This window comes from Streptomyces sp. NPDC087428, from assembly GCF_044744085.1.
Taxonomy (GTDB): Bacteria; Actinomycetota; Actinomycetes; order Streptomycetales; family Streptomycetaceae; genus Streptomyces.
Map to the genome: position 1 here is coordinate 22106 of NZ_JBIUXR010000001.1, position 21751 is coordinate 43856.

General features: G+C 71.0%; 21 protein-coding genes. 12 read left to right on the forward strand and 9 right to left on the reverse strand.

Features of this window, described 5'->3' with window-relative positions; all coding sequences use genetic code 11:
- Positions 1 to 41: 41 nt before the first annotated feature.
- From ACIO3R_RS00115 to ACIO3R_RS00130, 4 genes are all read right to left on the reverse strand, one after another.
- Entirely contained in the window at positions 42 to 617 is a 576-nt protein-coding gene (locus ACIO3R_RS00115; protein ID WP_123470656.1) for a TerD family protein, read from the reverse strand.
- A 119-nt stretch (positions 618 to 736) separates the two neighbouring features.
- Positions 737 to 1312, reverse strand: a complete 576-nt coding sequence (locus ACIO3R_RS00120) for a TerD family protein (RefSeq protein WP_363030743.1) — start codon at positions 1310 to 1312, stop codon at positions 737 to 739.
- A gap of 150 nt (positions 1313 to 1462) precedes the next feature.
- On the reverse strand, positions 1463 to 1921 hold the full coding sequence (locus ACIO3R_RS00125; protein ID WP_385041630.1) for a peroxiredoxin: 459 nt from the start codon (positions 1919 to 1921) through the stop codon (positions 1463 to 1465).
- A 196-nt stretch (positions 1922 to 2117) separates the two neighbouring features.
- Positions 2118 to 2558, reverse strand: a complete 441-nt coding sequence (locus ACIO3R_RS00130; RefSeq protein ID WP_073735865.1) for a DUF3052 domain-containing protein — start codon at positions 2556 to 2558, stop codon at positions 2118 to 2120.
- Between the two features lie 530 nt (positions 2559 to 3088).
- Here ACIO3R_RS00130 and aceE point away from each other — a divergent pair.
- Positions 3089 to 5830 carry a pyruvate dehydrogenase (acetyl-transferring), homodimeric type gene (gene aceE / locus ACIO3R_RS00135; RefSeq protein WP_363030744.1) on the forward strand — a complete coding sequence of 914 codons (2742 nt, stop codon included), beginning with the start codon at positions 3089 to 3091 and terminating at the stop codon, positions 5828 to 5830.
- A gap of 92 nt (positions 5831 to 5922) precedes the next feature.
- On the opposite strand, the gene ACIO3R_RS00140 is transcribed toward aceE, so the two are convergent.
- Positions 5923 to 6285, reverse strand: a complete 363-nt coding sequence (locus ACIO3R_RS00140) for a peptidase inhibitor family I36 protein (RefSeq protein WP_402101778.1) — start codon at positions 6283 to 6285, stop codon at positions 5923 to 5925.
- 179 nt (positions 6286 to 6464) lie between these two features.
- Entirely contained in the window at positions 6465 to 7952 is a 1488-nt protein-coding gene (locus ACIO3R_RS00145; protein WP_385027591.1) for a DHA2 family efflux MFS transporter permease subunit, read from the reverse strand.
- A gap of 238 nt (positions 7953 to 8190) precedes the next feature.
- Between ACIO3R_RS00145 and ACIO3R_RS00150 the strand changes: the two genes are divergently transcribed.
- From ACIO3R_RS00150 to ACIO3R_RS00185, 8 genes are all read left to right on the forward strand, one after another.
- Positions 8191 to 8931: a TetR/AcrR family transcriptional regulator gene (locus tag ACIO3R_RS00150; RefSeq protein ID WP_402101780.1), complete on the forward strand. Its 741-nt coding sequence runs from the start codon at positions 8191 to 8193 to the stop codon at positions 8929 to 8931.
- A 135-nt stretch (positions 8932 to 9066) separates the two neighbouring features.
- Positions 9067 to 10278 (forward strand): alpha/beta hydrolase, encoded by a 1212-nt coding sequence (locus tag ACIO3R_RS00155; protein ID WP_402101782.1) that lies wholly within the window; start codon positions 9067 to 9069, stop codon positions 10276 to 10278.
- Between the two features lie 85 nt (positions 10279 to 10363).
- Positions 10364 to 11323, forward strand: coding sequence for a DUF4429 domain-containing protein (locus tag ACIO3R_RS00160; protein ID WP_402101784.1), 960 nt, complete (start codon positions 10364 to 10366; stop codon positions 11321 to 11323).
- Between the two features lie 99 nt (positions 11324 to 11422).
- A complete protein-coding gene (locus tag ACIO3R_RS00165) occupies positions 11423 to 12811 on the forward strand; it encodes a sensor histidine kinase (protein ID WP_402101786.1) in 1389 nt (462 codons plus the stop codon).
- The gene (locus ACIO3R_RS00170; protein WP_385027559.1) at positions 12808 to 13494 is read left to right on the forward strand and encodes a response regulator; all 687 of its coding nucleotides are present in this window, start codon (positions 12808 to 12810) and stop codon (positions 13492 to 13494) included. Before ACIO3R_RS00165 ends, ACIO3R_RS00170 begins: the two co-directional genes overlap by 4 nt.
- A 229-nt stretch (positions 13495 to 13723) precedes the next feature.
- Entirely contained in the window at positions 13724 to 14785 is a 1062-nt protein-coding gene (locus ACIO3R_RS00175) for an alpha/beta hydrolase (RefSeq protein WP_402101787.1), read from the forward strand.
- Positions 14782 to 15990: an acyltransferase gene (locus tag ACIO3R_RS00180; RefSeq protein WP_402101789.1), complete on the forward strand. Its 1209-nt coding sequence runs from the start codon at positions 14782 to 14784 to the stop codon at positions 15988 to 15990. The genes ACIO3R_RS00175 and ACIO3R_RS00180 overlap by 4 nt, the downstream gene beginning before the upstream one ends.
- Before the next feature lie 180 nt (positions 15991 to 16170).
- The gene (locus tag ACIO3R_RS00185; RefSeq protein ID WP_402101791.1) at positions 16171 to 17379 is read left to right on the forward strand and encodes an esterase/lipase family protein; all 1209 of its coding nucleotides are present in this window, start codon (positions 16171 to 16173) and stop codon (positions 17377 to 17379) included.
- Between the two features lie 63 nt (positions 17380 to 17442).
- Here ACIO3R_RS00185 and ACIO3R_RS00190 read toward each other — a convergent pair whose 3' ends face one another.
- Positions 17443 to 18459: an aldo/keto reductase gene (locus ACIO3R_RS00190; protein WP_402101793.1), complete on the reverse strand. Its 1017-nt coding sequence runs from the start codon at positions 18457 to 18459 to the stop codon at positions 17443 to 17445.
- On the reverse strand, positions 18459 to 18926 hold the full coding sequence (locus tag ACIO3R_RS00195; protein ID WP_385027544.1) for a MerR family transcriptional regulator: 468 nt from the start codon (positions 18924 to 18926) through the stop codon (positions 18459 to 18461). Before ACIO3R_RS00195 ends, ACIO3R_RS00190 begins: the two co-directional genes overlap by 1 nt.
- Positions 18927 to 19064: 138 nt before the next feature.
- Between ACIO3R_RS00195 and ACIO3R_RS00200 the strand changes: the two genes are divergently transcribed.
- Genes ACIO3R_RS00200 through ACIO3R_RS00210 form a run of 3 tightly spaced genes read left to right on the forward strand, consistent with a single transcriptional unit; the run spans position 19065 to position 21302 of the window.
- On the forward strand, positions 19065 to 19901 hold the full coding sequence (locus ACIO3R_RS00200; protein ID WP_402101795.1) for an alpha/beta fold hydrolase: 837 nt from the start codon (positions 19065 to 19067) through the stop codon (positions 19899 to 19901).
- Between the two features lie 22 nt (positions 19902 to 19923).
- The gene (locus ACIO3R_RS00205; RefSeq protein ID WP_402102913.1) at positions 19924 to 20457 is read left to right on the forward strand and encodes a TetR/AcrR family transcriptional regulator; all 534 of its coding nucleotides are present in this window, start codon (positions 19924 to 19926) and stop codon (positions 20455 to 20457) included.
- A 29-nt stretch (positions 20458 to 20486) separates the two neighbouring features.
- The gene (locus ACIO3R_RS00210) at positions 20487 to 21302 is read left to right on the forward strand and encodes a serine hydrolase domain-containing protein (protein ID WP_402101797.1); all 816 of its coding nucleotides are present in this window, start codon (positions 20487 to 20489) and stop codon (positions 21300 to 21302) included.
- On the opposite strand, the gene ACIO3R_RS00215 is transcribed toward ACIO3R_RS00210, so the two are convergent.
- A complete protein-coding gene (locus ACIO3R_RS00215; protein ID WP_385027535.1) occupies positions 21268 to 21747 on the reverse strand; it encodes an ATP-binding protein in 480 nt (159 codons plus the stop codon). The genes ACIO3R_RS00210 and ACIO3R_RS00215 overlap by 35 nt on opposite strands.
- Between the last annotated feature and the right edge of the window lie 4 nt (positions 21748 to 21751).

A 21751-nucleotide genomic window follows, 5' to 3' on the forward strand; every position in this document is an offset into this window, starting at 1 on the left:
TCCCCCGGTGAGTACGGGGCTCCCCCGCGCCGAGCGCGGCTTTACGAAACGTTGACCCCGAAGTCTAGAGCGATGCCCCGCAGTCCCGACGCGTACCCCTGCCCCACCGCACGGAACTTCCACTCGCCGCCATAACGGTAGAGCTCACCGAAGATCATCGCGGTCTCCGTCGAGGCGTCCTCGCTCAGGTCGTACCGCGCGAGTTCCTGGCCGTCGGCCTGGTTCACCACCCGGATGAACGCATTGCTGACCTGCCCGAATGTCTGCCCGCGATTGTCCGCGTCATGAATCGAGACCGGAAATACGATCTTGTCGCAGCCGGCCGGCACCTGCGTGAGGTTCACGATGACCGACTCGTCGTCGCCCTCGCCCTCACCCGTGAGGTTGTCACCGGTGTGCTCCACGGAGCCGTCGGGGCTCGTGAGGTTGTTGTAGAACACGAACCATTCGTCGCCGAGCACCCGTCCCGACTGGCACAGCAGCGCGCTGGCGTCGAGGTCGAAGTCGGCCCCCGTGGTGGATCGTGCGTCCCAGCCGAGCCCGATCAGCACCTGGGTGAGATTGGGTGCGGCCTTGGAGAGGGAGACGTTGCCTCCCTTGGCGAGTGTGACGCCCATGGTGTGTGTCCTCCCCGAGTGAATGAACCGTCTGTTGAGCGCGTCCGGCGCCGCACGGAGTGCGGCGCCGGACGGGACGTGCTGCTGCCTGCCCGGGGGCGTGCCCCCGGACCGGCTGTCTAGACGTTGACGCCGAAGTCCTGCGCGATGCCGCGCAGACCCGAGGCGTAGCCCTGACCGATGGCGCGGAACTTCCACTCCGCACCGTTGCGGTACAGCTCGCCGAAGACCATGGCGGTCTCCGTCGAGGCGTCCTCGCTCAGGTCGTAGCGCGCGAGCTCGCTGTTGTCGGCCTGGTTGACCACGCGGATGTACGCGTTGCGCACCTGGCCGAAGCTCTGCTGGCGCGACTCGGCCTCGTAGATCGAGACCGGGAAGACGATCTTGTCGACGTCGGCCGGGACACCGGCCAGGTTGACCTTGATGATCTCGTCGTCGCCCTCGCCCTCACCGGTGAGGTTGTCACCGGTGTGCTCGACGGAGCCGTCGGGGCTCTTGAGGTTGTTGAAGAAGACGAAATTGCCGTCGTTGCCGACCTTGCCCTCGGCGTTCGTCAGCAGTGCGCTGGCGTCGAGGTCGAAGTCTCCACCGGTGGTGGTACGAGCGTCCCAGCCCAGACCCACGATGACCGCGGTCAGGTTGGGCGCGGCCTTGGTCAGCGAGACGTTGCCGCCCTTGCTGAGGCTGACTCCCACGAGTCCTCCCATTGGTTTCATTGGGGGCCGGCCGGTGCCGGCGCCTCCACGTTGCGTTGGCATCGGATCAACGAGTGGATCCTAGTGACCGGTTCCCGGCCAAAACAGGCTTTTGGCCGGGGGTCGCGCGGAGATCCACCGGATCTCGGATCAGAGCGAGCCGAGCGCCTTGATGTAGTCGTTGAGGTCGCGCGCGTCGGGCAGAGCGTTCACGACGGTCCAGCGCACCACGCCCTCCTTGTCGATGATGAAGGTTCCGCGCACCGCGCAGCCCTTCTCCTCGTCGAAGACGCCGTACGCCCGCGAGGTCTCACCGTGCGGCCAGAAGTCCGAGAGCAGCGGGTACTCCAGGCCCTCCTGCTCGGCGAAGACGCGCAGGGTGTGGATGGAGTCGTTGGAGACGGCGAGCAGCTGCGTGTCGTCGTTCTCGAACGTGGGCAGCTCGTCGCGCAGGGCGCAGAGCTCACCCGTGCAGACGCCGGTGAAGGCGAACGGGTAGAACAGCAGCACCACGTTCTTGGCGCCGCGAAAATCGGAGAGCTTCACGGTCCGGCCGTGATTGTCCTTCAGCTCGAAATCCGGGGCCTTGGTGCCGACCTCGATCGCCATGAAACGCGTCCCTTCGCTACGTCGCCGGGCTGGGCTGTCCGGGTGGCTCCCACCCTACGCAGAGGCCTCTGGCGGCCGTGCAGCACCCACAGAGGCCCATCCCCCGGCTTCCGCCGCGTGCCGCGGCCGTCCGTGGACGTACGAAGGCCCCCGGGCGGCGTGCTGCCGTCGGGGGCCTTCAGTGGCGAAATGCGGTTCAGCGCCTGGGTTTGGCCGCCACCTTCGGCGTGGCCAGACGGCTGCCCGTCCAGTCCTTGCCCGCGCTGATGCTCTTGGTCTGGGCGAGACCGGCTGTCTGGGCAGCCTCGTTGATGTCGCTCGGCTCGACGTATCCGTCACGGCCGGTCTTCGGCGTCATCAGCCAGACCGTGCCGCCCTCCTCGAGCAGACCGATGGCATCCACCAGCGCGTCCGTAAGGTCGCCGTCCTCGTCGCGGAACCAGAGCAGGACGACGTCTGCGACGTCGTCGTAGTCCTCGTCGACGAGATCCTGGCCGATAGTGGCCTCAATGCCCTCACGGAGCTCCAGCTCGACGTCGTCGTCGTAGCCGATCTCCTGGACCACTTGTCCGGGCTCGAACCCCAGGCGTGCTGCCGGGTTGGTCCGCTCCTCCGCGTGGTCCGCGGTCGCGCTCACGGGTTGCCTCCTGATCATGTTTCGGAAAATGCTGCACCCACGCGCGTACGCGGGGCGTTGGCCGTAGTCCACACGGGAGCGGCGGATCGCGCAAGTACCCAGCGCACGAGACCGCCTAAACGGTGACGTTTCGTGCCACGTCGCCGCACTGTCGGCGGCCCCTTGCCGGAGCCCGCGCTACCGTCCACACCCTTTACGTCCTTGAACAGCTTATGCCGTTTCGGTCCGGCATTCGGAGTCGAGCAGTGTTTGGGAACACTTGGACGCCTTGGGCGTATGGTTGCGGTTTCGCCCGACCCATCCTGCCCGATCCACCCTCCCGGCGCGTCCTGCCTCCCCGGTACCCGCTCAGCCGCGGCCCATCCGGACCTCCGGGACCCGGCGGCCCGGCAGCCTCTGGTTACCTCTCGGTAGAGATGACGTTTGCGCGCTCGCGGGTACACGATGGGACGGCGTACGTGTACACATCCCGGGGGCGTGACTCCCTCACCCAGGCCCCGTAGCGCAGCACCGAACAGCGAAGGAACAGCGTGGCTTCCGGATCCGATCGCAACCCGATCATCATTGGCGGCCTTCCGAGTCAGGTCCCGGATTTCGATCCCGAAGAGACCCAGGAATGGCTCGACTCCCTCGACGCCGCCGTCGACGAGCGGGGCCGCGAGCGGGCCCGCTACCTCATGCTCCGGCTCATCGAGCGGGCACGCGAGAAGCGTGTCGCCGTGCCGGAGATGCGTAGCACGGACTACGTGAACACCATCGCCACGAAGGACGAGCCGTTCTTCCCCGGCGACGAGGAGGTCGAGCGCAAGGTCCTCAACGCGACGCGCTGGAACGCGGCCGTGATGGTGTCGCGGGCACAGCGTCCGGGGATCGGCGTGGGCGGTCACATCGCCACGTTCGCGTCCTCCGCCTCGCTGTACGACGTGGGTTTCAACCACTTCTTCCGCGGCAAGGACGACGGCCTGGGCGGCGACCAGATCTTCTTCCAGGGTCACGCCTCACCCGGGATCTACGCCCGCGCGTTCCTGCTGGACCGGCTGAGCGAGGCACAGCTCGACGGCTTCCGCCAGGAGAAGTCGAAGGCGCCGAACGGCCTGTCCAGCTACCCGCACCCGCGGCTGATGCCGGACTTCTGGGAGTTCCCGACCGTCTCGATGGGTCTCGGCCCGCTGGGCGCGATCTACCAGGCGCGGATGAACCGCTACATGGAGGCGCGCGGCATCGCCGACACCTCCGAGTCGCATGTCTGGGCGTATCTCGGCGACGGCGAGATGGACGAGCCGGAGTCGCTCGGCCAGCTCTCCATCGCCGCCCGTGAGGGCCTGGACAACCTGACGTTCGTCGTCAACTGCAACCTCCAGCGCCTCGACGGCCCGGTGCGCGGCAACGGCAAGATCATCCAGGAGCTGGAGTCGCAGTTCCGCGGGGCCGGCTGGAACGTCATCAAGCTGGTCTGGGACCGCTCCTGGGACCCGCTGCTGGCGCAGGACCGCACGGGCATCCTGGTCAACAAGCTGAACACCACGCCGGACGGCCAGTTCCAGACGTACGCCACCGAGACGGGCGCGTACATCCGTGAACACTTCTTCGGTGACGACGCCCGGCTGCGGGACATGGTCAAGGACATGTCCGACCAGCAGATCCTGCACCTGGGCCGCGGCGGTCACGACCACCGCAAGGTCTACGCGGCGTACGCGGCGGCCAAGGCCCACAAGGGCCAGCCGACGGTGATCCTGGCGCAGACGGTCAAGGGCTGGACGCTGGGGCCGAACTTCGAGGGCCGCAACGCGACCCACCAGATGAAGAAGCTCACGGCCGAGGACCTCAAGCGCTTCCGGGACCGGCTGCACATCCCGATCGCGGACAGCCGGCTGGAGGACGGGAACCCGCCGTACTACCACCCGGGCCGCGACTCGGACGAGATCCAGTACATGCACGACCGCCGCAAGGGTCTGGGCGGTTACGTCCCGACCCGGGTGGTGCGGGCGAAGCCACTGCCGCTGCCCGACGACAAGGCGTACGCGAGTGCGAAGAAGGGTTCGGGCCAGCAGTCGATCGCCACCACCATGGCGTTCGTCCGCGTCCTGAAGGACCTCATGCGGGACAAGGAGATCGGCAAGCGTTTCGTGCTGATCGCGCCCGACGAGTACCGGACCTTCGGTATGGACGCGTTCTTCCCGAGTGCGAAGATCTACAACCCGCTGGGTCAGCAGTACGAGTCGGTGGACCGCGATCTGCTGCTCGCGTACAAGGAGTCGCCGACCGGCCAGATGCTGCACGACGGCATCTCCGAGGCGGGCTGCACCGCCTCGCTGATCGCCGCCGGTTCGGCCTACGCCACGCACGGCGAGCCGTTGATCCCGGTGTACGTCTTCTACTCGATGTTCGGTTTCCAGCGGACCGGCGACCAGTTCTGGCAGATGGCCGACCAGCTCGCGCGCGGTTTCGTGCTGGGCGCCACCGCCGGCCGTACGACGCTGACCGGCGAGGGGCTCCAGCACGCGGACGGCCACTCGCAGCTGCTCGCCTCGACCAACCCGGCCTGTGTCGCGTACGACCCGGCGTTCGGGTACGAGATCGGGCACATCGTCAAGGACGGTCTGCGCCGGATGTACGGGGGGACGCCCGAGGAGAACGAGGACGTCTTCTACTACCTCACGGTCTACAACGAGCCGATCCAGCACCCGGCCGAGCCGGCCGACGTGGACGTCGAGGGCATCCTGAAGGGCGTGTACCGCTACAGCAGCGGCGAGAAGGGCGAGATCCCGGCCCAGATCATGGCGTCCGGTGTGGCGGTCCCCTGGGCGGCAGAGGCGCAGCGCATCCTCGCCGACGAGTGGAACGTGAAGGCGGACGTCTGGTCCGCGACCTCCTGGAACGAGCTGCGGCGCGAGGCCGTGGACGTGGAGCGGTACAACCTGCTGCACCCGGAGGAGGAGCAGCGCGTCCCGTACGTGACGCGCAAGCTCTCCGGTGCCCAGGGGCCGTTCGTGGCGGTCTCGGACTGGATGCGGTCCGTACCGGACCAGATCGCTCGCTGGGTGCCCGGTGCGTACCAGTCGCTGGGTGCGGACGGATTCGGCTTCGCGGACACGCGGGGCGCGGCGCGCCGGTTCTTCCACATCGACGCGCAGTCGATCGTCCTGGCGGTGCTCACCGAGCTCGCGAAGGAGGGGAAGATCGACCGTTCGGCGCTGAAGACGGCGGTCGACCGCTACGACCTGCTGGATGTGGCCGCGGCCGATCCGGGGGCCGCGGGCGGCGACGCGTAGCTGTCGAGGCACGGCCGCGGGGCGGCGGGACCTCTGGGTCCCGCCGCCCCGCGGCGTTTTCTGTATACGGTCAGTTCTCCCCGACCTTGCGGTCAGTTCTCCCAGACCTTGAAGGCGCGGACCTGGTACGGGGACTGCGGCACCCAGGTGCCCCCACCCGGGTAGGTCTCGAACTCGCCGGTCTCCGCGCACTCGGCCGACTGGTAGGTCGTGACCGGGCGGCCGGTGCGGTTGGCGAGCGCCTGGACGGCGGAACCGGCCGGCAGCGGCACGCAGCTGTCGATGTCGATGGTGGACAGCTCGTGGACCTGCCGGGCACCGGTGAACCCCGGTTTCGCCCAGAGGCAGAGCTGGCCGGCCCCGCAGGTGCCGAGCCGGACGGGCGCGGCCTGGGCCACCGCCTGCGGCATCAGGGCGGCGACGGCCAGGGCGGCGGCGACGACGGTTGTACGCATGTGACTGAACCCCCGTGGTGATGTGGATCTTCCGCACCCACCCTGAGCTGCGGGGCGCCGGATCGGGAAGGGGCCGGGGGCGGTACCACCCTGATAGGCGACAGCCCCGCCGGAACGTTCCGGCGGGGCTGCTGTGCGCACTGCGTTGACGCCTCCCGGCGTCGGGGCGGGCGGTCGGATCAGATGTGACCGGCGCCCGCGCCCGCTTCGGCGTTCTCGCCGCGCTTGGTCAGGGTGGCGACCAGGGCCGCGATGACCGCGACGATGCCCGCGACCATGAACGCCGTGCTCATGCCGGACACGAACGTGTCATGGGCGACGTTCACGATCTTGCCGGCGACCTCGGGCGGTGTGCCCTGGGCGACCGGCGGAATGCCGACCTTGACGGCCTGGGACGCCTGGTCCAGCTGCTCCCCGGACAGCGGGGGCAGCTGCGCGGCCTTCCAGTTGTCGGCGAGCTCGGCATCGACCCGGGAGGCCATGATGGCGCCGAGGACGGCCGTACCGAGGCTGCCGCCGACCTGCATGGCGGCCTGCTGGAGACCTCCCGCGACACCCGAGAGCTCCATCGGGGCGTTGCCCACGATGACCTCGGTGGCGCCGACCATGACCGGCGCGAGGCCGAGGCCGAGCAGGGCGAACCAGATCGACATGGTGACGGTGCCGGTGCCGACGGTCAGCTGGGACATGCCGAAGCACGCGACCGCGGTGCAGACCATGCCGCCGACCAGCGGGACCCGAGGGCCGAACTTGGTGATCAGGAAGCCCGCCAGCGGCGAGGCGACGATCATCATCGCGGTCAGCGGCAGCAGGTGCAGACCGGCGTCGACGGCCTTCATGCCGTGCACGTTCTGGAGGTAGAAGGTGACGAAGAACAGGCCGCCCATGAAGGCGAAGGCCATCAGCACCATCAGGACCGTACCGGCGGAGAGCGGCACGGAGCGGAACATCGCCAGCGGGATCAGCGGTTCCCCGACGCGCTGCTGGACGAGGGCGAACCCGACGAACAGGGCGACGGCGGCGATCAGGAAGCCGATCGTCTTCGGGTCGCCCCAGCCCCACTCCGAGCCCTTGATGAGGGCCCAGATCAGGCAGAACATCGCGCCGGACAGCAGCACGATGCCGGCGAAGTCGAAGGAGCGCGGCGCGTTCGCGGCGCGGTGGTCCTTGAGGATCAGCACGCCCAGCACGAGCGCGATCACGCCGACCGGCACGTTGATGAAGAAGACGGACTGCCAGCTGACGTGCTCGACGAGCACGCCGCCCAGGATCGGGCCACCGGCGGTCGAGGCGCCGATGACCATGCCCCAGATGCCGATCGCCATGTTCAGCTTCTCGGCCGGGAAGGTGGCGCGGAGCAGGCCGAGCGCGGCCGGCATCAGCAGCGCGCCGAAGAGGCCCTGGAGCACCCGGAAGGTGATCACGAGGACGACGCTGCTGGAGAGGCCGATGGCCCCGGACGCCGCGGCGAAGCCCACGACGCCTATCAGGAAGGTCTGGCGGTGGCCGAACCGGTCACCGAGCTTGCCCGCGGTGATCAGGGAGACCGCGAGGGCGAGCATGTAGCCGTTGGTGATCCACTGGACATCGGCGAGCGAGGCGCCCAGGTCCTTCTGGATCGCGGGGTTGGCGATCGCGACGATCGTGCCGTCGAGCGCAACCATCATCACGCCGATGGCCACGGAGAAGAGCGTCAGCCAGGGGTGGCCGCGCAGCCCCTTGGCAGGTGCGGGAACAGGGACATCCCGGGGCTCCCGCGGTGCCTTTTCGACGGTGGTCTGACTAGTCATACCCGGAGATTAGTGTCAGTCGCTGACAGTTGACAAACCATTTCACAAGTCGGTAACTGTCACGTAGCTCACAGGTACGCTGAGCTGGACAAAGCAGGAAAAGAGGACCAGCTCAGTGACCGACGGGCAACGAGCCGCCGAGTATCCGACCGGGCTGCGCGAGCGCAAGAAGCGACGCACCAGGGACGCGCTGCTCCATGCCGCCCTCGATCTTTTCACCACCCAGGGGTACGAGGAGACCACCGTCGACGAGATCGTCGACGCGGTGGAGGTCTCCCAGCGCACCTTCTTCCGCTACTTCGCCGGCAAGGAGTCGGCCGCCTTCGCCGTCCAGGAGATGGTGGAGTCGCGCTTCATCGCCGAACTGCGCCAACGGCCCGCTTCGGAGGCCCCGTTCGAGGCCATGCGCCGCGCGGTGCTGTGTGCCTGGAACAGTATCGGGGAGGCCATCGAGGCCCTCATCCCGGTCGAACTCCACATGCGTACGTACCAAATGATCGAATCGACGCCCTCGCTGCTCGCCGCCCACCTGCGGCGCAGCAGTGAGCTGGAGAACCAGACCGCCCTGCTGATCGCCGAGCGCGAGGGTCTGGACGTGACGCTGGATCCGCGGCCGCGGGTCGCCGTCGCCGCGTTCTGCGGGGTGATGCGGGTGACCGGCCAGCTGTGGGGGCACGGGCGGGAGACCAGCGTGGACTCGCTGCGGACGCTGACCGAGGTGTATCTCGACCAGTTGGGGCCGGCTCTCGCCGAGGACTGGCGCACGCCCGCACGGGGCCATGTGCCGCACGTCTCTGACGCGGCGTATGGCCAAGGTCACAACACGCGGGCCACGCCGCCGGGATGCGCCGGCTGAGGGGTGCGGGGCTCGGCGGAGCGTACGGGAGGTCGGTACGGAGGGTGAGGGAAAAGGCGTTCCATTCCCCACAGTCGGGTGATGTGTGTCACCCGCTTCACGGCCTCCGGCGCGCGTCTCCTAATGTGGGCCCAAGTGACTTCCTTCGATTCCTCCCCGACGCTCACCGCGTGGCGCACTCTGCTCGCCCTCGCGGTTGTGTTCGTGATGCTGGCGACCACTGGCTGGACCGCCGTGCGTCATCAACGCTCCGACGAGCCACGCACGCTCGCACTCGCCTCCTGGGCCAGGGGATCGATAGCGGGCCGCGCGCTTCCTCCGGTCGATGCCCGGCCGTCCGGGCTGGCGCACTTCTTCGCCACGCTCACGGCCGCGCAGCGCATCCGGCTGGCGGACAAGTACCCGCTGGTGGTGGGGAATCTGAACGGCGCGCCGGTCACCCTGCGCTACCGGGCCAACCGGCTCGCGCTCGTCCAGGCGAGCACGGCCGAACAGCAGCGGGTGCACGACAGCAGGCTCTCCCCCGCGGGGCGCGCCGAGGCGGTCCGCCGGACGGACCGCTTCCGGTCGATGCTCGCCGACGGCCGGCACTTCCTCGCGTTCGACCCGTCCGGGCGGGGCCACGCCGCCGAGGTCTTCGGCGATCTCGACCGTGCCGAGCGGGTCTCTGTGGTCGTACCGGGCGTCGACACCAATCTGCTGACGCTGGAGCGGACGGGGTCCAAGACCAACGCCGCGCCCGTCGGCATGGCCAAGTCCCTGTACGCGGCCGAGCGGTCCGCCCGCCCCGGCGTACGGACCGCCGTGATCGCCTGGGCCGACTACACCGCGCCCGTCGGCATCGGCATGGACGCCGCCCTCGGGAACCTCGCCCAGCGCGGGGCGGTCCGGCTCGACGCGCTCGTCGGCGCGCTCCCGGGCATCGCGCCCGTCTCGCTGTTCTGCCACAGCTACGGCTCCGTCCTGTGCGGCGTGGCCGCGCGGGAACTGCCCGCCCGGGTGACCGACATCGCGGTCGCGGGCAGTCCGGGCATGCGGGCCGACAACGCCGGCCAGCTGCACACGCGGGCCAACGTGTGGGCGATGCGGGACCGTGACGACTGGATCGCGGACGTACCGAACCTGGAGGTCGCCGGGCTCGGCCACGGGGCCGATCCGGTGGATCCGGAGTTCGGCGCGCGGATCGCCGCCGCGGGCGACGCGGTCGGCCACAGCGGCTATTTCGAGCCGGGTACCGAGAGTCTGGGCAACTTCGCCGCGATCGGTGTGGGCACCTACGGTTCGGTGACCTGTGCGCAGGCCGACACCGCCTGCCACGAACGAATTTCCGGCGACAAGACGGTCTGACGCGCGTAGAGAGCGGTGACCCGTCGCGGATTGCGGTCGACTCCAAGGGGGGACGTGCGGGCAAGTGCCGCATACGATGAGGCGTATGGGTGATGTGCTGGCCGGAATTCAAGCCACCTGGGAGTTCGACACCGACTCCGTGCTCATCCGCTTCGAACGGGGTATCCGCACGCCGAGGCTCTTCCAGAGCCTCCGTGAACGCCGCGTCCCGCACGCGGCGCTGTCGTCGGTGACGCTGACTCCGGGCAAGCGGGGCACGGTGGTGCTGCGTGCCGTCCCGAGACCCGGTGCCGATCCACTGCTGGAGGCCGCGGCCGGACAGCTCAAGGACGGCTGCGATCCGTACCGCCTGGTGCTCCCCGCCGAGCGCGGGACGCTCGCCGAGTACTACGCGGGCGAGCTGCGGGCCCGGCTGGGCCCCGACGCCGGTGAACCCGCCGAACGCTTCCTGGTCGCGGCGCCCGAGGCACCGATGCGCTTCAAGGCGTACGACGGGCGGGCCAGCTTCGACGGGGACCGGATCTCGTTCCGGTGGTTCTGGACGGGTGCCTCCTCGGAGAAGTGGAAGGCGGGCGACCAGACGTTCCCGGTCACCGAACTGAGCGGCGTCGAGTGGCGCTCGCCCGAGGCGTTCGAGGGCTATCTGCGGCTGGTGCCGAGAGGGCTGGAGGGCACGGTTCCGGCTTCGGCCGAGGGCGGCGGCCTCGGCGGCGGTCCGGGCGCGGCCCTGTGCACGGGCACCGCCCGGAGCGTGCAGGCGCCGCCCGGCCGGCCGACCCGGGCCGACGAGGACCCCGCCGCGGTGATCTTCGGCCTCGGCTACGGTCCGGTGCACGAGTCGCTGCCGTTCGCCGCGGCCGTACTGGAGTCCGTCCGCAGGAAGCAGTCCTCGCCCGCCGCGGTCACGGCCCTGGCGTCCGCCGGGCGGCGTGACCCGGCGGACATCGCGGAGCGGATACACCACCTCGGCGAGCTGCACCAGGCGGGTCTGGTGACGGACGACGAGTTCAGCGCGAAGAAGGCCCAGCTGCTCGCCGAGCTGTAGGGCCTGTCCGGGGTGATACCCCGGTACGGGGCACGCCCGCAGAACCGGAACCCCGGTATGACGCCCGGGGGCGGCTCCGCTGCCTACCCTGAGCAGGCCATGCCCACTTCCTCCCCGCCCCCGCCCCCGTCGTCCCCGCCGACGACGACGGACGGTCTGCTGAGCGCGGCCCGCCGCAATCTGCGCGAGATCGCCCACGGACTCTCCCACCCCTCCCATCCCCCGAGCCCGCTCCTGGCCGACGCCCCGAAACGGTGGCAGCGGCTCATGCCGTACGTCGTCGTCCTCGCTCTCGCGGCGGTCTTCGTCCCGGTCACGATCGCGGTCCTGCGCGACCAGTACGGCCTGGCCGGCGGGGTGGCGGGCGCGCTGGCCGTCGCGCAGGCCGCACCGCTGCTGATGCTGGCGCACCGGCCGTTGCAGGCGTGGTGGATCATCTTCCCGGCCGACGTCCTGGGCGCGTTCGTGACGCTCGGGCACCCGGTCAAGGAGTACGGCATCTGGCCGTGGCCGCCGCCCACCCTGATCGGCTACCTCTTCCTGCTGCTCGCGCTGGCCCTGCGCGAGACTCGGCGGACCCTGGTCTCCGTCTGGCTCGTGACGGGCGCGGCGAGCCTCGCCCTGCACCTGATCTCGCCCGAGCGCAGCAACGGCAGCGCGCCGCTGCTGTTCATCCTCGGCGCCGTGGTGCTGGTGATCGGCGCGGCGGTACGGGAACGAGGCGTCGCCCAGCGCCGGCTGGCCGAGCAGGAGACCATCAGCGAGGCCGAACGGGCGCAGCGGACGCTGCTGGAGGAGCGCACCAGGATCGCCCGCGAGCTGCACGACGTGGTCGCGCACCACATGTCGGTGATCACGGTCCAGGCGGACTCCGCCCCGTACCGGCTGGGCGGTCTCCCGGACGAGGTCCGCGAGGAGTTCGACTCGATCGCCGCGAGTGCGCGGGAGTCCCTCGGGGAGATGCGGCGGCTGCTGATGGTGCTGCGCAGCGAGGGCACGGAGGCCGAGCGGACGCCGCAGCCGGGGCTCGACCGGGTGCAGCAGCTGGTGGAGGCGACGGTACGGGCGGGGCTCCCGGCCGAGCTGTCGCTGCCCGCCGGGCTGACGGGCCTGCCGCAGACGGTCGACCTGTCCGCGTACCGGATCGTGCAGGAGGCCCTGGCCAACGTGGTCCGGCACGCGCCGGGGGCCCGGACCCGGGTGTCGGTCGGCTCCGACGGTGCGCATCTGACGGTGCTGGTCGTCAACGGCCCCCCGGAGCGCACGGGTTCCTCGCTCGCGCCGCTGGAGACGACGGGGACGGGACACGGTCTGGTCGGGATGCGTGAACGCGTACGGTTGACCGGCGGCACGCTCGACACCGGGCCGCTGCCGGACGGGGGCTTCCGGGTGGCCGCGCGCCTGCCGCTGCCCCCGGCCGCACCGCCCGGCTCCGCCGGTGCCGCTTCCGCCCCCGCTGCCCCGCCCCCGCGTCCGGAGGACTCGTGACCATCCGTGTGATCATCGTCGACGACCAGGCCATGGTGCGGGCGGGGTTCGCGGCGCTGCTCGCGGCACAGGCCGACATCGACGTGGTCGGTGAGGCGCCGGACGGGCGCCAGGCCATCGACGTCAGCCGCCGGGTCCATCCGGACGTGGTGCTGATGGATGTCCGGATGCCAGAGATGGACGGCCTGGCGGCGGCGCGCGAGCTGCTGAACCCGCCGGTGGGCGTGGTGCACGTGCCGAAGGTGCTGATGCTGACCACGTTCGACGTGGACGACTACGTGTACGAGGCGCTGCGCGCCGGGGCGTCCGGCTTCCTGCTGAAGGACGCGCCACCGGCGGATCTGATCTCGGCGGTACGGGTGGTGGCGGCGGGCGACGCGCTGCTGGCCCCGTCCGTGACCCGGCGCCTGATCGCGGACTTCGCCCGCCAGGGCCCGTCCGGCGCGGCGCGCGGCGGGGCGGCGCTGCGGCTGAACGGGCTGACTCCGCGCGAGACGGAGGTGCTGGAGCTGATCGCCCGTGGGCTGTCGAACCAGGAGATCGCGGGGCGGCTGGTGCTGGCGGAACAGACGGTGAAGACGCACATCGGCCGGGTGCTGGCGAAGCTGGACCTGCGGGACCGGGCGCAGGCGGTGATCTTCGCGTACGAGGCGGGTGTGGTGGTCCCGGGCGAGAGCCCCTAGGGCCTGTATTGCCCAGCCCCCGTGACGCCGCGGGACAACCCCATACAGGCCCTACGGCCCGCCGACGGCCCCGGCGGGCCGAACCCCGTACACCCCCTACCCCGGTATCACCCCGCGGTTGGCCCCCGGGTGTGACGCCCCCGCACCCACCGTCTTCCTACCTTCCTCCCCGTCACGCCGAACGACGTGACGGAATCCGGCTCGGCCGGAGAGGGAGGGTCACGGTCACATGCGCCGTTACGCAAGGACCTTGGTCGCGGTCGCACTGGCGACCACCGTGGTGGCCGGGACGGCCGGCTGGGCCTCGGGGAACGCCCAGCAGGCGCTGACCGGACCGCCGCCCGGCACCGCCGCCTGGCGGGCGGACCACGTACTGGGGCGCGAGCTGCCCGATCCGGAGCGGGACACGCCCTTCGAAGTGAGCGCATTCTTCCGGGGGTTGAACGACGAGGACCGGCAGACGCTGGTCACGCGGCATCCGCTCGTCGTCGGGAACCTCGACGGTGCACCGGTCGAGCTGCGCTACCGGGCCAACGCGCTTGCGCTGAGGGCGGGTCACGACCCCCGGTACGCCGGGCTCGCCGCGGACCCGCATCGGCAGATCCTCGCGTTCGACCCGCGCGGCCGGGGCCAGGTGGCCGAGGTGTTCGGTGACTTGAGGGCGGCGCGGCATGTGTCCGTCGTGGTGCCGGGTTCGGACATCGACGCCGGGACCTTCGACCGCCGCACCGATGTGTACGGCACCCCGGCCGGCATGGCCCGGTCCCTCTACGCGCGGACCGGCCGGGGCAGCGCCGTGATCGCCTGGGCCGGGTACACCACCCCCGTCGGCGTCGGCGTGGACGCGGCGACCGGCTCGCTCGCGGAGGCCGGGGCCGACCGGCTGACCCGGTTCGACGACGGGCTGGCCGCCGACGGTGTGCCCACGCCCGCCGTGTTCTGCCACAGCTACGGCTCCGTCGTCTGCGGCCTCGCCGCATCCCGGCTGCGCGCCACGGACCTGGTCGTCCTCGGCTCGCCGGGGATGCGCGCCGACAACGTCCGCGCCCTGCGCACCGATGCCCGGGTCTGGGCCGCCAAGGACCCCGGCGACTGGATCGACAACGTGCCGAACGTCGAGTTCGCCGGGCTGGGCCACGGCGCCGACCCGGCCTCCCCGGCGTTCGGCGCCCGCCGGGTGCCCGCCGACGACGCCCACGGGCACACCGGCTACTTCGCGCCCGGCACCGAGTCCCTGCGTGCCTTCGCCGCCATCGCGGACGGCACGTACGCGGAAGGGGATGCGCGATGAGCCTGAACACCCTGGCCGCCCGCGTCGACGCCCGGACGCCCGCCCACCGTGACCGTGCCGTCGACGGGCTGCGCGCCCTCGCCCTGCTCGCCGTGCCGACCGGGCACTGGCTGCTCGGCGGGTTCCGCCTCGACGACGGCGGCGCCCTGCACAACGCGAGCCCGCTCTCGGCCTTCGGCGGCCTCGCCCCGTTCAGCTGGGTGCTCCAGATGCTGGGCGTGTTCTTCCTGGTCGGCGGGTACGCCTCGGTGCTCTCGTACCGCCGGAGGAAGTCCACGACCGGGGCCTGGCTGCGCGGCCGGATGGCGCGCCTGGGCCGTCCGGTGCTCGGGGTGACCGCCGTCTGGGCGGCGATGATCCCGGTGCTGTACGCGCTCGGGGTGCCGGGCGACACGCTGCGGACGGGGTCGACGCTGGTGATCCAGCCGCTCTGGTTCGTCGGCGTGTACACGGTGGTCACCGCGCTGACCCCGTACTGCGTGCGCATGGCGAGGAGATGGGGCGGCTGGGCCGCGGCGCCGCTGCTCGGCGCGGTCGCGGTGGTCGACCTGCTGCGCTACGGGCCGATGGCCGACGCCATGCCGTCCTGGCTGAGCCTGCTGAACATCCTGCCGGGCTGGCTCTTCGCGTACCAGCTCGGCGTGTCCTGGGGCATGGGCCGGGTCGGGAAGCGGGGCGCCGCCGCGCTGCTCGTCGGTGGCGGTGTGCTGTTCGCCGCGCTGCTGCTGTTCTTCCACTACCCGGCGTCGATGGTCGGGGTGCCGGGCGAGGCGCGCACCAACTCGCATCCGCCGTCGCTGCTGGTCCTCGCGCTGGCCGCCGCGCAGAGCGGTGCGGCGATCCTGCTGCGCGACCGTATCGGACGGCTGCTGCGCAGGCCGCTGGTGTGGGCGCCGGTCGTCGTGATCAACCTGTCGGCGATGACGATCCTGTGCTGGCACCAGACGGCGATGCTGGCGGCCGCGGTACCGGCGTCGTTCGCCGGGGCGGTGCCGGGGCTGACGACCGGTCCGGACACGGTCGGCTGGGTCCTGGCGCGGGTCGCGTGGATGCCGGTGTTCGCGGGGCTGCTGGTGCTGATCGCGCGGTACGCGCGGAGGTTCGAGGCGCCGTGGCAGGCGGGGACGCGGGCCGCGAACGCGCGGCGGGCGCTGGCGGGGGTGCTCGCGGCGGGGTTCGCGGTGTTCGCGCTGGGGCTGGCGTGAGGGCGGGCCGGCGTGAGGGCGGGCGAGCGGACGGTGCTGGATCGCGCGGTGCGGGGCGCGCCAAACCTCTCCCGTCCATGATCCACCACATGTGGTGAACCGTGCAGCTCGGAGCGGCATCCCGCCCGAATCGCCCACCATGATGGCGCAGTCCCGCCCCTTCCTTCGAGGAGTGCAGTCATGTCCGACACGACCGAGCCCGACGTCGGTTCGTTCTCCCTCAGCGGTCACCCGGCCGCCGAACCCGTCCGGTCCGTCGAGGTCCCCGAGCACGCCGAATGGACCCTGCCGAACGGCTTCGCCTGGGTGTTCCCCGGAGAGGGCAACAACGGCGGTCTCGTCCGGCCCGTGATCATGGCCGACGGTTTCAGCCTCGGCCGGAGCGAGCTCGACACCCTCTACCAGGGGCTGGAGGGCGGCGACTTCGCGTTCATCAGCGAGCTGCGCCGACGCGGCAGGGACGTCATCCTCCTCGGCTTCGACGAGCGCAGCGCGTCGATCCTGGACAACGCGGAGGCGGCCACGGCCGCCATCCTGCGGGCCGTCGCCGAGCAGATGGGCGACGCCCCGCTGGTCGTCGGCGGTTTCAGCATGGGCGGCATCGTCACCCGCTACGCACTCGCCAGGGCCGAGGCGCAGCACGTGGACCACCGGACCGCGCTGTACTTCTCCTACGACAGCCCGCACCGGGGAGCGTCCATCCCGGTCGGGGTGCAGGCGTTCTCCTACTTCATCCCGTTCGCCAACGCCTTCGCGAAGCAGATGGACAGCCCGGCCGCGCGCCAGATGCTGTGGCGGCACTACGACCCGGAGACCGGCAGGATCGAAGTGGCCCCGGAGCGCACGGAGTTCCTGGCCGCCCTGGAGCAGGTCGGCGGCTGGCCGCGGAGGCCGAGGACGCTGGCCGTGGCCAACGGCCGTGCCGACGGGGTCGGCCTGCCGGAGGTGACGCCCGGCGACATCGCGCTGAAGATCGACCGGATCTACCCGGGCACCACCTTCTACACCCAGGCCGAGGGCAACGGCGTGACGGCCGCCCAACTGAACCGCAGGTTCCCCAAGGCCGAGCGGACCATCACCACCAACGGCTTCCCGGAGGTGGACGGTGCGCCGGGCGGAACCCTGCACACGTACAAGATCCTTGCCGACGCCATGAAGAAGGCCGGCGCCAAGGTGGACCTCCGGCACGAGAGCGTGTGCTTCGTCCCCTCGGTCAGCGCGGTCGCCATCCGTGACGTCGAGAAGCAGGACGACCTGTACGTGAACATCGACAAACTCGAAGTGGAGGAGAGCGAGGTGGACGAGTTCCTCTGCTCCTCCACGACGACCGGGCACACGGTCATGACCGAAGAGCTGTGCACCTGGTTGCTGGAGCGGCTGCCCGACTGATCCCGCCGCACGCGGCTGCCCGGTGCGTCCGCCACGGCGGGCCCACCGGGCAGCCGCACCGCGTTACTCGCGTGCGGTCGAGGTCGAGCTCATGTCGGGGTAGCGGTCGCCCGCGACCTGGCCGGCGATCGGCTCCAGCAGGGCGAGTTCCTCGGGCGTCAGGGTGATCCGGGTGGCGCCGAGGTTCTCCAGCAGGCGGCTGCTCCTGCGGGTGCCCGGGATCGGCACCACGGTCAGGCCGTGCACCTGGGCGCGCTGGTGCACCCAGGCCAGCGCCACCTGCGCGGCGGTCGCCCCGTGGGCGGCGGCGATCTTGTGGACCGGCTCCAGCAGCGCGGCGTTCGTCTTCGCGTTGTCGCCGGTGAAGCGCGGCTGGAACTGCCGGAAGTCGTTCTTCGTCAGATCCTTGCCGGCGTCCGCGAACGCCCCGGTCAGGAAGCCACGGCCGAGCGGCGAGTACGGCACAAGGGTCACTCCGAGCTCCGCGGCGGCGGGCGCCGCGCTGAGCTCGACGTCGCGGCTGAAGAGCGACCACTCGGACTGGAGGGCGGCGATCGGGTGCACGGCGTGCGCCTCGCGCAGCTCCGCACCGGTCACCTCGCTCAGCCCGAGCTGCTTGACCTTGCCCTGCCGCACCAGTTCGGCCATCGCCCCGACGGACTCGGCCAGCGGCACGGCGGGGTCGCGGCGGTGCATGTAGTAGAGGTCGATGACATCGGTGTTCAGCCGGCGCAGGCTGTTCTCGACGGCCTGCCGGATGTACGCGGGGTCGTTCCGGATGCCCCGGTAGTGCGGGTCGTCGTCCCGGCGCTCGATGGCGAACTTCGTGGCGAGGGTGATCTCGTCCCGGTGCGCACCGACGAACGGCGCGATGAACGTCTCGTTGGCGCCACTGCCGTAGATGTCCGCGGTGTCGAAGAGCGTGACGCCCGCGGCGAGGGCCGTCTCCAGCGTCTCGCGTGCGGAGACCTGGTCGGTGTCCCCGTAGAACTCGCTCATGCCCATGCAGCCGAGGCCCTGGGCGCCGATCCGGGGGCCACCCCCGCCGAGCTCCACGGTGGCGATCTTGTTGTCAGTCATCAGGCACTGGGCCTCTCCGGCGCCCGTCGGGCGCTCGCATAGAAGTCGATCTTGTGGTCGAGGACGGCCAGGGTGTCGTGGAGCTCCGCGATCCGCGTCCTCACGTCGCGGCGGGTCGCCTCCAGCAGTTCCTGCCGTTCCTCGAAGGTGTCGTCGCCCTCGCGCAGCAGCTCCGCGTAACGGACCATGTGGGCGACCGGCATCCCGGTCAGCCGCAGCTTGCCGACGAAGGCCAGCCAGTCCAGGTCGCGGTTGGTGAAGCGGCGCTGACCGGTGTGCGAACGGTCGACGTGCGGCATCAGCCCGATCCGCTCGTACCAGCGCAGCGTGTGTGCGGTGAGCCCGGTGAAGGCGACCACCTCGCTGATCGTGTACTGGTCCTGCCCCTCGGGGCGCGGATGCGCCCGGGGGGCCGATGCGCAGGCGTCCACCCCGGGCGAAGCGATCTCGGTTTCCGTCACCGTCATGCCCTCCACGCTAGAACCCTGGAGTGCACTCTAAGCAAGCGCCGGCGGGTGCGAGTTCCGGTCATTGACGCCCCAAGCTAACGCTGATAGCTTTTAGCTAACAACATTAGCCCTGGAATATCAGCCCTGGAGGGTGTCATGACCGAATACCTCACTGTCGACGGTGGCACGATCGCTTACGAGGTGGCGGGGTCCGGCCCGCTGGTCGTTCTCGCGCACGGCATGGGTGACAGCCGCGCCGCGTACCGTGCCGTGATCCCTTCGCTGGTGGCGGCCGGCCATCGGGTCGCCGCGGTCGACCTGCGCGGCTGCGGCGAGTCCGGCACCGACTGGCCCGACTGGAGCCGCACCGCCATCGCCGGTGATCTGCTCGCGGTGATCCGCCACCTCGGCGGCCCGGCCGTGCTCGTCGGGCACTCTATCTCCGGCGGCGCCGCCACCATCGCCGCGGCGCGGGAGCCCGCCCTGATCACCGCGGTCGTCGAGCTGGCACCGTTCACCCGCAAGCAGTCGGTCCGCCTCGGCGACCTGCGGGTCAAGCGCTTCCGGCGGGGCATGGTGCGGCTGCTCGGCGCGGGCGTGCTCGGCAGCCTGCGGCTCTGGCGCTCGTACCTCGACGTGGCCTACCCCGGCGCGAAGCCGGCCGACTGGACCGAGCGGCTCGGCCGCATCGACTCCCTGCTGCGCGAGCCCGGCCGGATGAAGGCCCTTCAGGGCATGGGCCGCAGCGCCCCGACCGATGCCGGTGCGCAGCTCGGCAACGTCCGCTGCCCGGTCCTGGTCGTGATGGGCACACTCGACCCCGACTGGGCCGACCCGCACGCGGAGGGCTCCGCGGTCGTCGACGGCCTGCCGTCCGGTCTCGGCCGCCTGGAGATGATCGAGGGCGCCGGGCACTACCCGCACGACCAGTTCCCCGACCAGGTCGTCTCCCTCATGCTCTCCTTCCTCGGTTCGGACGCCGCCCGTGCCTAGGGCGGGCCTGGACCCGGCGGCCGTGGTCGCCGCCGGTGCCGCCCTCGCCGACGAGGTGGGCCCGGGAAACCTGACGATGGGTGCGCTGGCCCAGCGGCTGGGCGTACGCACCCCCTCCCTGTACAAGCACGTGAGCGGCCAGGAGGACCTCAACCGCCGCATCGCGGTCCTGGCGTTGAGCCAGGCGGCCGACGCCGTCGGCGGCGCGATCCAGGGGTACGCGGGCCGCGACGCGCTGGCGGCCGCCGCGCACGCCTTCCGCGCCTACGTGGTGGAGCACCCCGGCCGGTACGCCGCGACGATCGGCGTGGAAGCGTCCGGCCCGGACGATCCGCTGGCCGGCGCCGGGCAGCGGCTGCTGGACGCGTTCTCGGCGATCCTGCGCGGCTACGGGATCACGGGACCGGACACGGACCACGCCCTGCGCATGCTGCGCAGCCTCTGCCACGGCTTCGCCACCCTGGAGGCGGGCGGAGGCTTCCGGTGGAGCACCGACATCGACGAGAGCCTTGAGTGGCTGATCGCCTTCACCGACCGGGGACTGCGCACTCTGTGAGCAGTCGGCGGGGCACTAATCTCTCTCGTATGCAGAACCTGGCGATGATCGAGAACTGGCCCGTCCCCACCGCGGCAGCAGCCGTCGTACGAGCGGACGGCACCGTCGTCGGCAGGCACGGTCCCACCGCGCACCGCTTCCCGCTCGCCTCCGTCACCAAGCCGCTCGCCGCCTACGCGGCGCTGGTGGCGTACGAGGAGGGCGCAGTCGAGCTCGACGAGCCCGCGGGGCCCGAGGGTTCCACGGTCCGGCACCTGCTCGCCCACACCAGCGGCCTCGCCTTCGACGAGCACCGGGTGACGGCCCCGCCCGGCACCCGGCGGCTGTACTCCAACGCGGGCTTCGAGGTGCTCGGCGACCACATCGCCAAGACCACCGGCATCCCGTTCCCCGAGTACCTCCGCCAGGCGGTCCTGGAACCCCTCGGAATGACCGCGACCACGATGGACGGCTCACCGGCCCGCGACGGCGTCTCCACCGTCGATGACCTGGTGCGGTTCGCGGCCGAGGTCCAGGCCCCGCGCCTCCTCGACCCGCGCACGGTGCTGGAGGCGCAGAGCGTCGTGCACCCCGGGCTGAAGGGCGTCCTGCCGGGCTACGGCCACCAGAACCCCAACGACTGGGGCCTCGGCTTCGAGATCCGGGACTCCAAGTCCCCGCACTGGACCGGCGCGACGTCCTCCCCCGCGACGTTCGGGCACTTCGGCCAGTCCGGCACGTTCCTGTGGATCGACCCGGTCGCGGGCGCCGCCTGCGTGGCGCTCACCGACCGCGCCTTCGGCCCCTGGGCCGCCGAGGCCTGGACGCCGTTCACGGACGCGGTCCTGGCCGAGCTGGCGGCGTAACCGGGCCGGGCCCGACCCCCGACGCGGCGGCCAGGCACTCGAACCACACCGTCTTGCCGCCGCCGTCGCGGCGCACCTCCACGCCCCACTTGTCCGTGACGGCATCCACCAGGACCAGCCCGCGCCCGCCCTCGTCGAGCACACCGCCCTCGACCACGCGAGGCACCTTCGGGCAGCCGTCCGCCACCTCGACGCGGACGCCCTCGCCATCCGGGAGCCGGAAGATGAACGTCTGGCAGCGGCGACCGGGCACATGCCGCACGACGTTGGCGATCAGTTCCGTGAACGCGAGCTCGGCCGCGTCCGCCACTCCCCCGAGCCCCCACCCCTTGAGGTAGAGCCGCAGAATGCGCCGCAGGTGCCGGGCCGAGTGCTCGCCCATGGCGAAGTCGGCCCGGTACACAGGCTCTTCGGATTCGGTCCAGGGGGCAATTACGTGATTCATGTCA

Coding starts and splice junctions, on each gene's coding strand:
- ACIO3R_RS00115 (WP_123470656.1), bottom strand. CDS start 617: ATGGGCGTCACACTCGCCAAGGGAGGCAACGTCTCCCTCTCCAAGGCC.
- ACIO3R_RS00125 (WP_385041630.1), bottom strand. CDS start 1,921: ATGGCGATCGAGGTCGGCACCAAGGCCCCGGATTTCGAGCTGAAGGAC.
- ACIO3R_RS00140 (WP_402101778.1), bottom strand. CDS start 6,285: ATGCGTACAACCGTCGTCGCCGCCGCCCTGGCCGTCGCCGCCCTGATG.
- ACIO3R_RS00145 (WP_385027591.1), bottom strand. CDS start 7,952: ATGATGGTTGCGCTCGACGGCACGATCGTCGCGATCGCCAACCCCGCG.
- ACIO3R_RS00160 (WP_402101784.1), top strand. CDS start 10,364: ATGGGTGATGTGCTGGCCGGAATTCAAGCCACCTGGGAGTTCGACACC.
- ACIO3R_RS00165 (WP_402101786.1), top strand. CDS start 11,423: ATGCCCACTTCCTCCCCGCCCCCGCCCCCGTCGTCCCCGCCGACGACG.
- ACIO3R_RS00175 (WP_402101787.1), top strand. CDS start 13,724: ATGCGCCGTTACGCAAGGACCTTGGTCGCGGTCGCACTGGCGACCACC.
- ACIO3R_RS00180 (WP_402101789.1), top strand. CDS start 14,782: ATGAGCCTGAACACCCTGGCCGCCCGCGTCGACGCCCGGACGCCCGCC.
- ACIO3R_RS00185 (WP_402101791.1), top strand. CDS start 16,171: ATGTCCGACACGACCGAGCCCGACGTCGGTTCGTTCTCCCTCAGCGGT.
- ACIO3R_RS00190 (WP_402101793.1), bottom strand. CDS start 18,459: ATGACTGACAACAAGATCGCCACCGTGGAGCTCGGCGGGGGTGGCCCC.
- ACIO3R_RS00195 (WP_385027544.1), bottom strand. CDS start 18,926: ATGACGGTGACGGAAACCGAGATCGCTTCGCCCGGGGTGGACGCCTGC.
- ACIO3R_RS00200 (WP_402101795.1), top strand. CDS start 19,065: ATGACCGAATACCTCACTGTCGACGGTGGCACGATCGCTTACGAGGTG.
- ACIO3R_RS00210 (WP_402101797.1), top strand. CDS start 20,487: ATGCAGAACCTGGCGATGATCGAGAACTGGCCCGTCCCCACCGCGGCA.
- ACIO3R_RS00215 (WP_385027535.1), bottom strand. CDS start 21,747: ATGAATCACGTAATTGCCCCCTGGACCGAATCCGAAGAGCCTGTGTAC.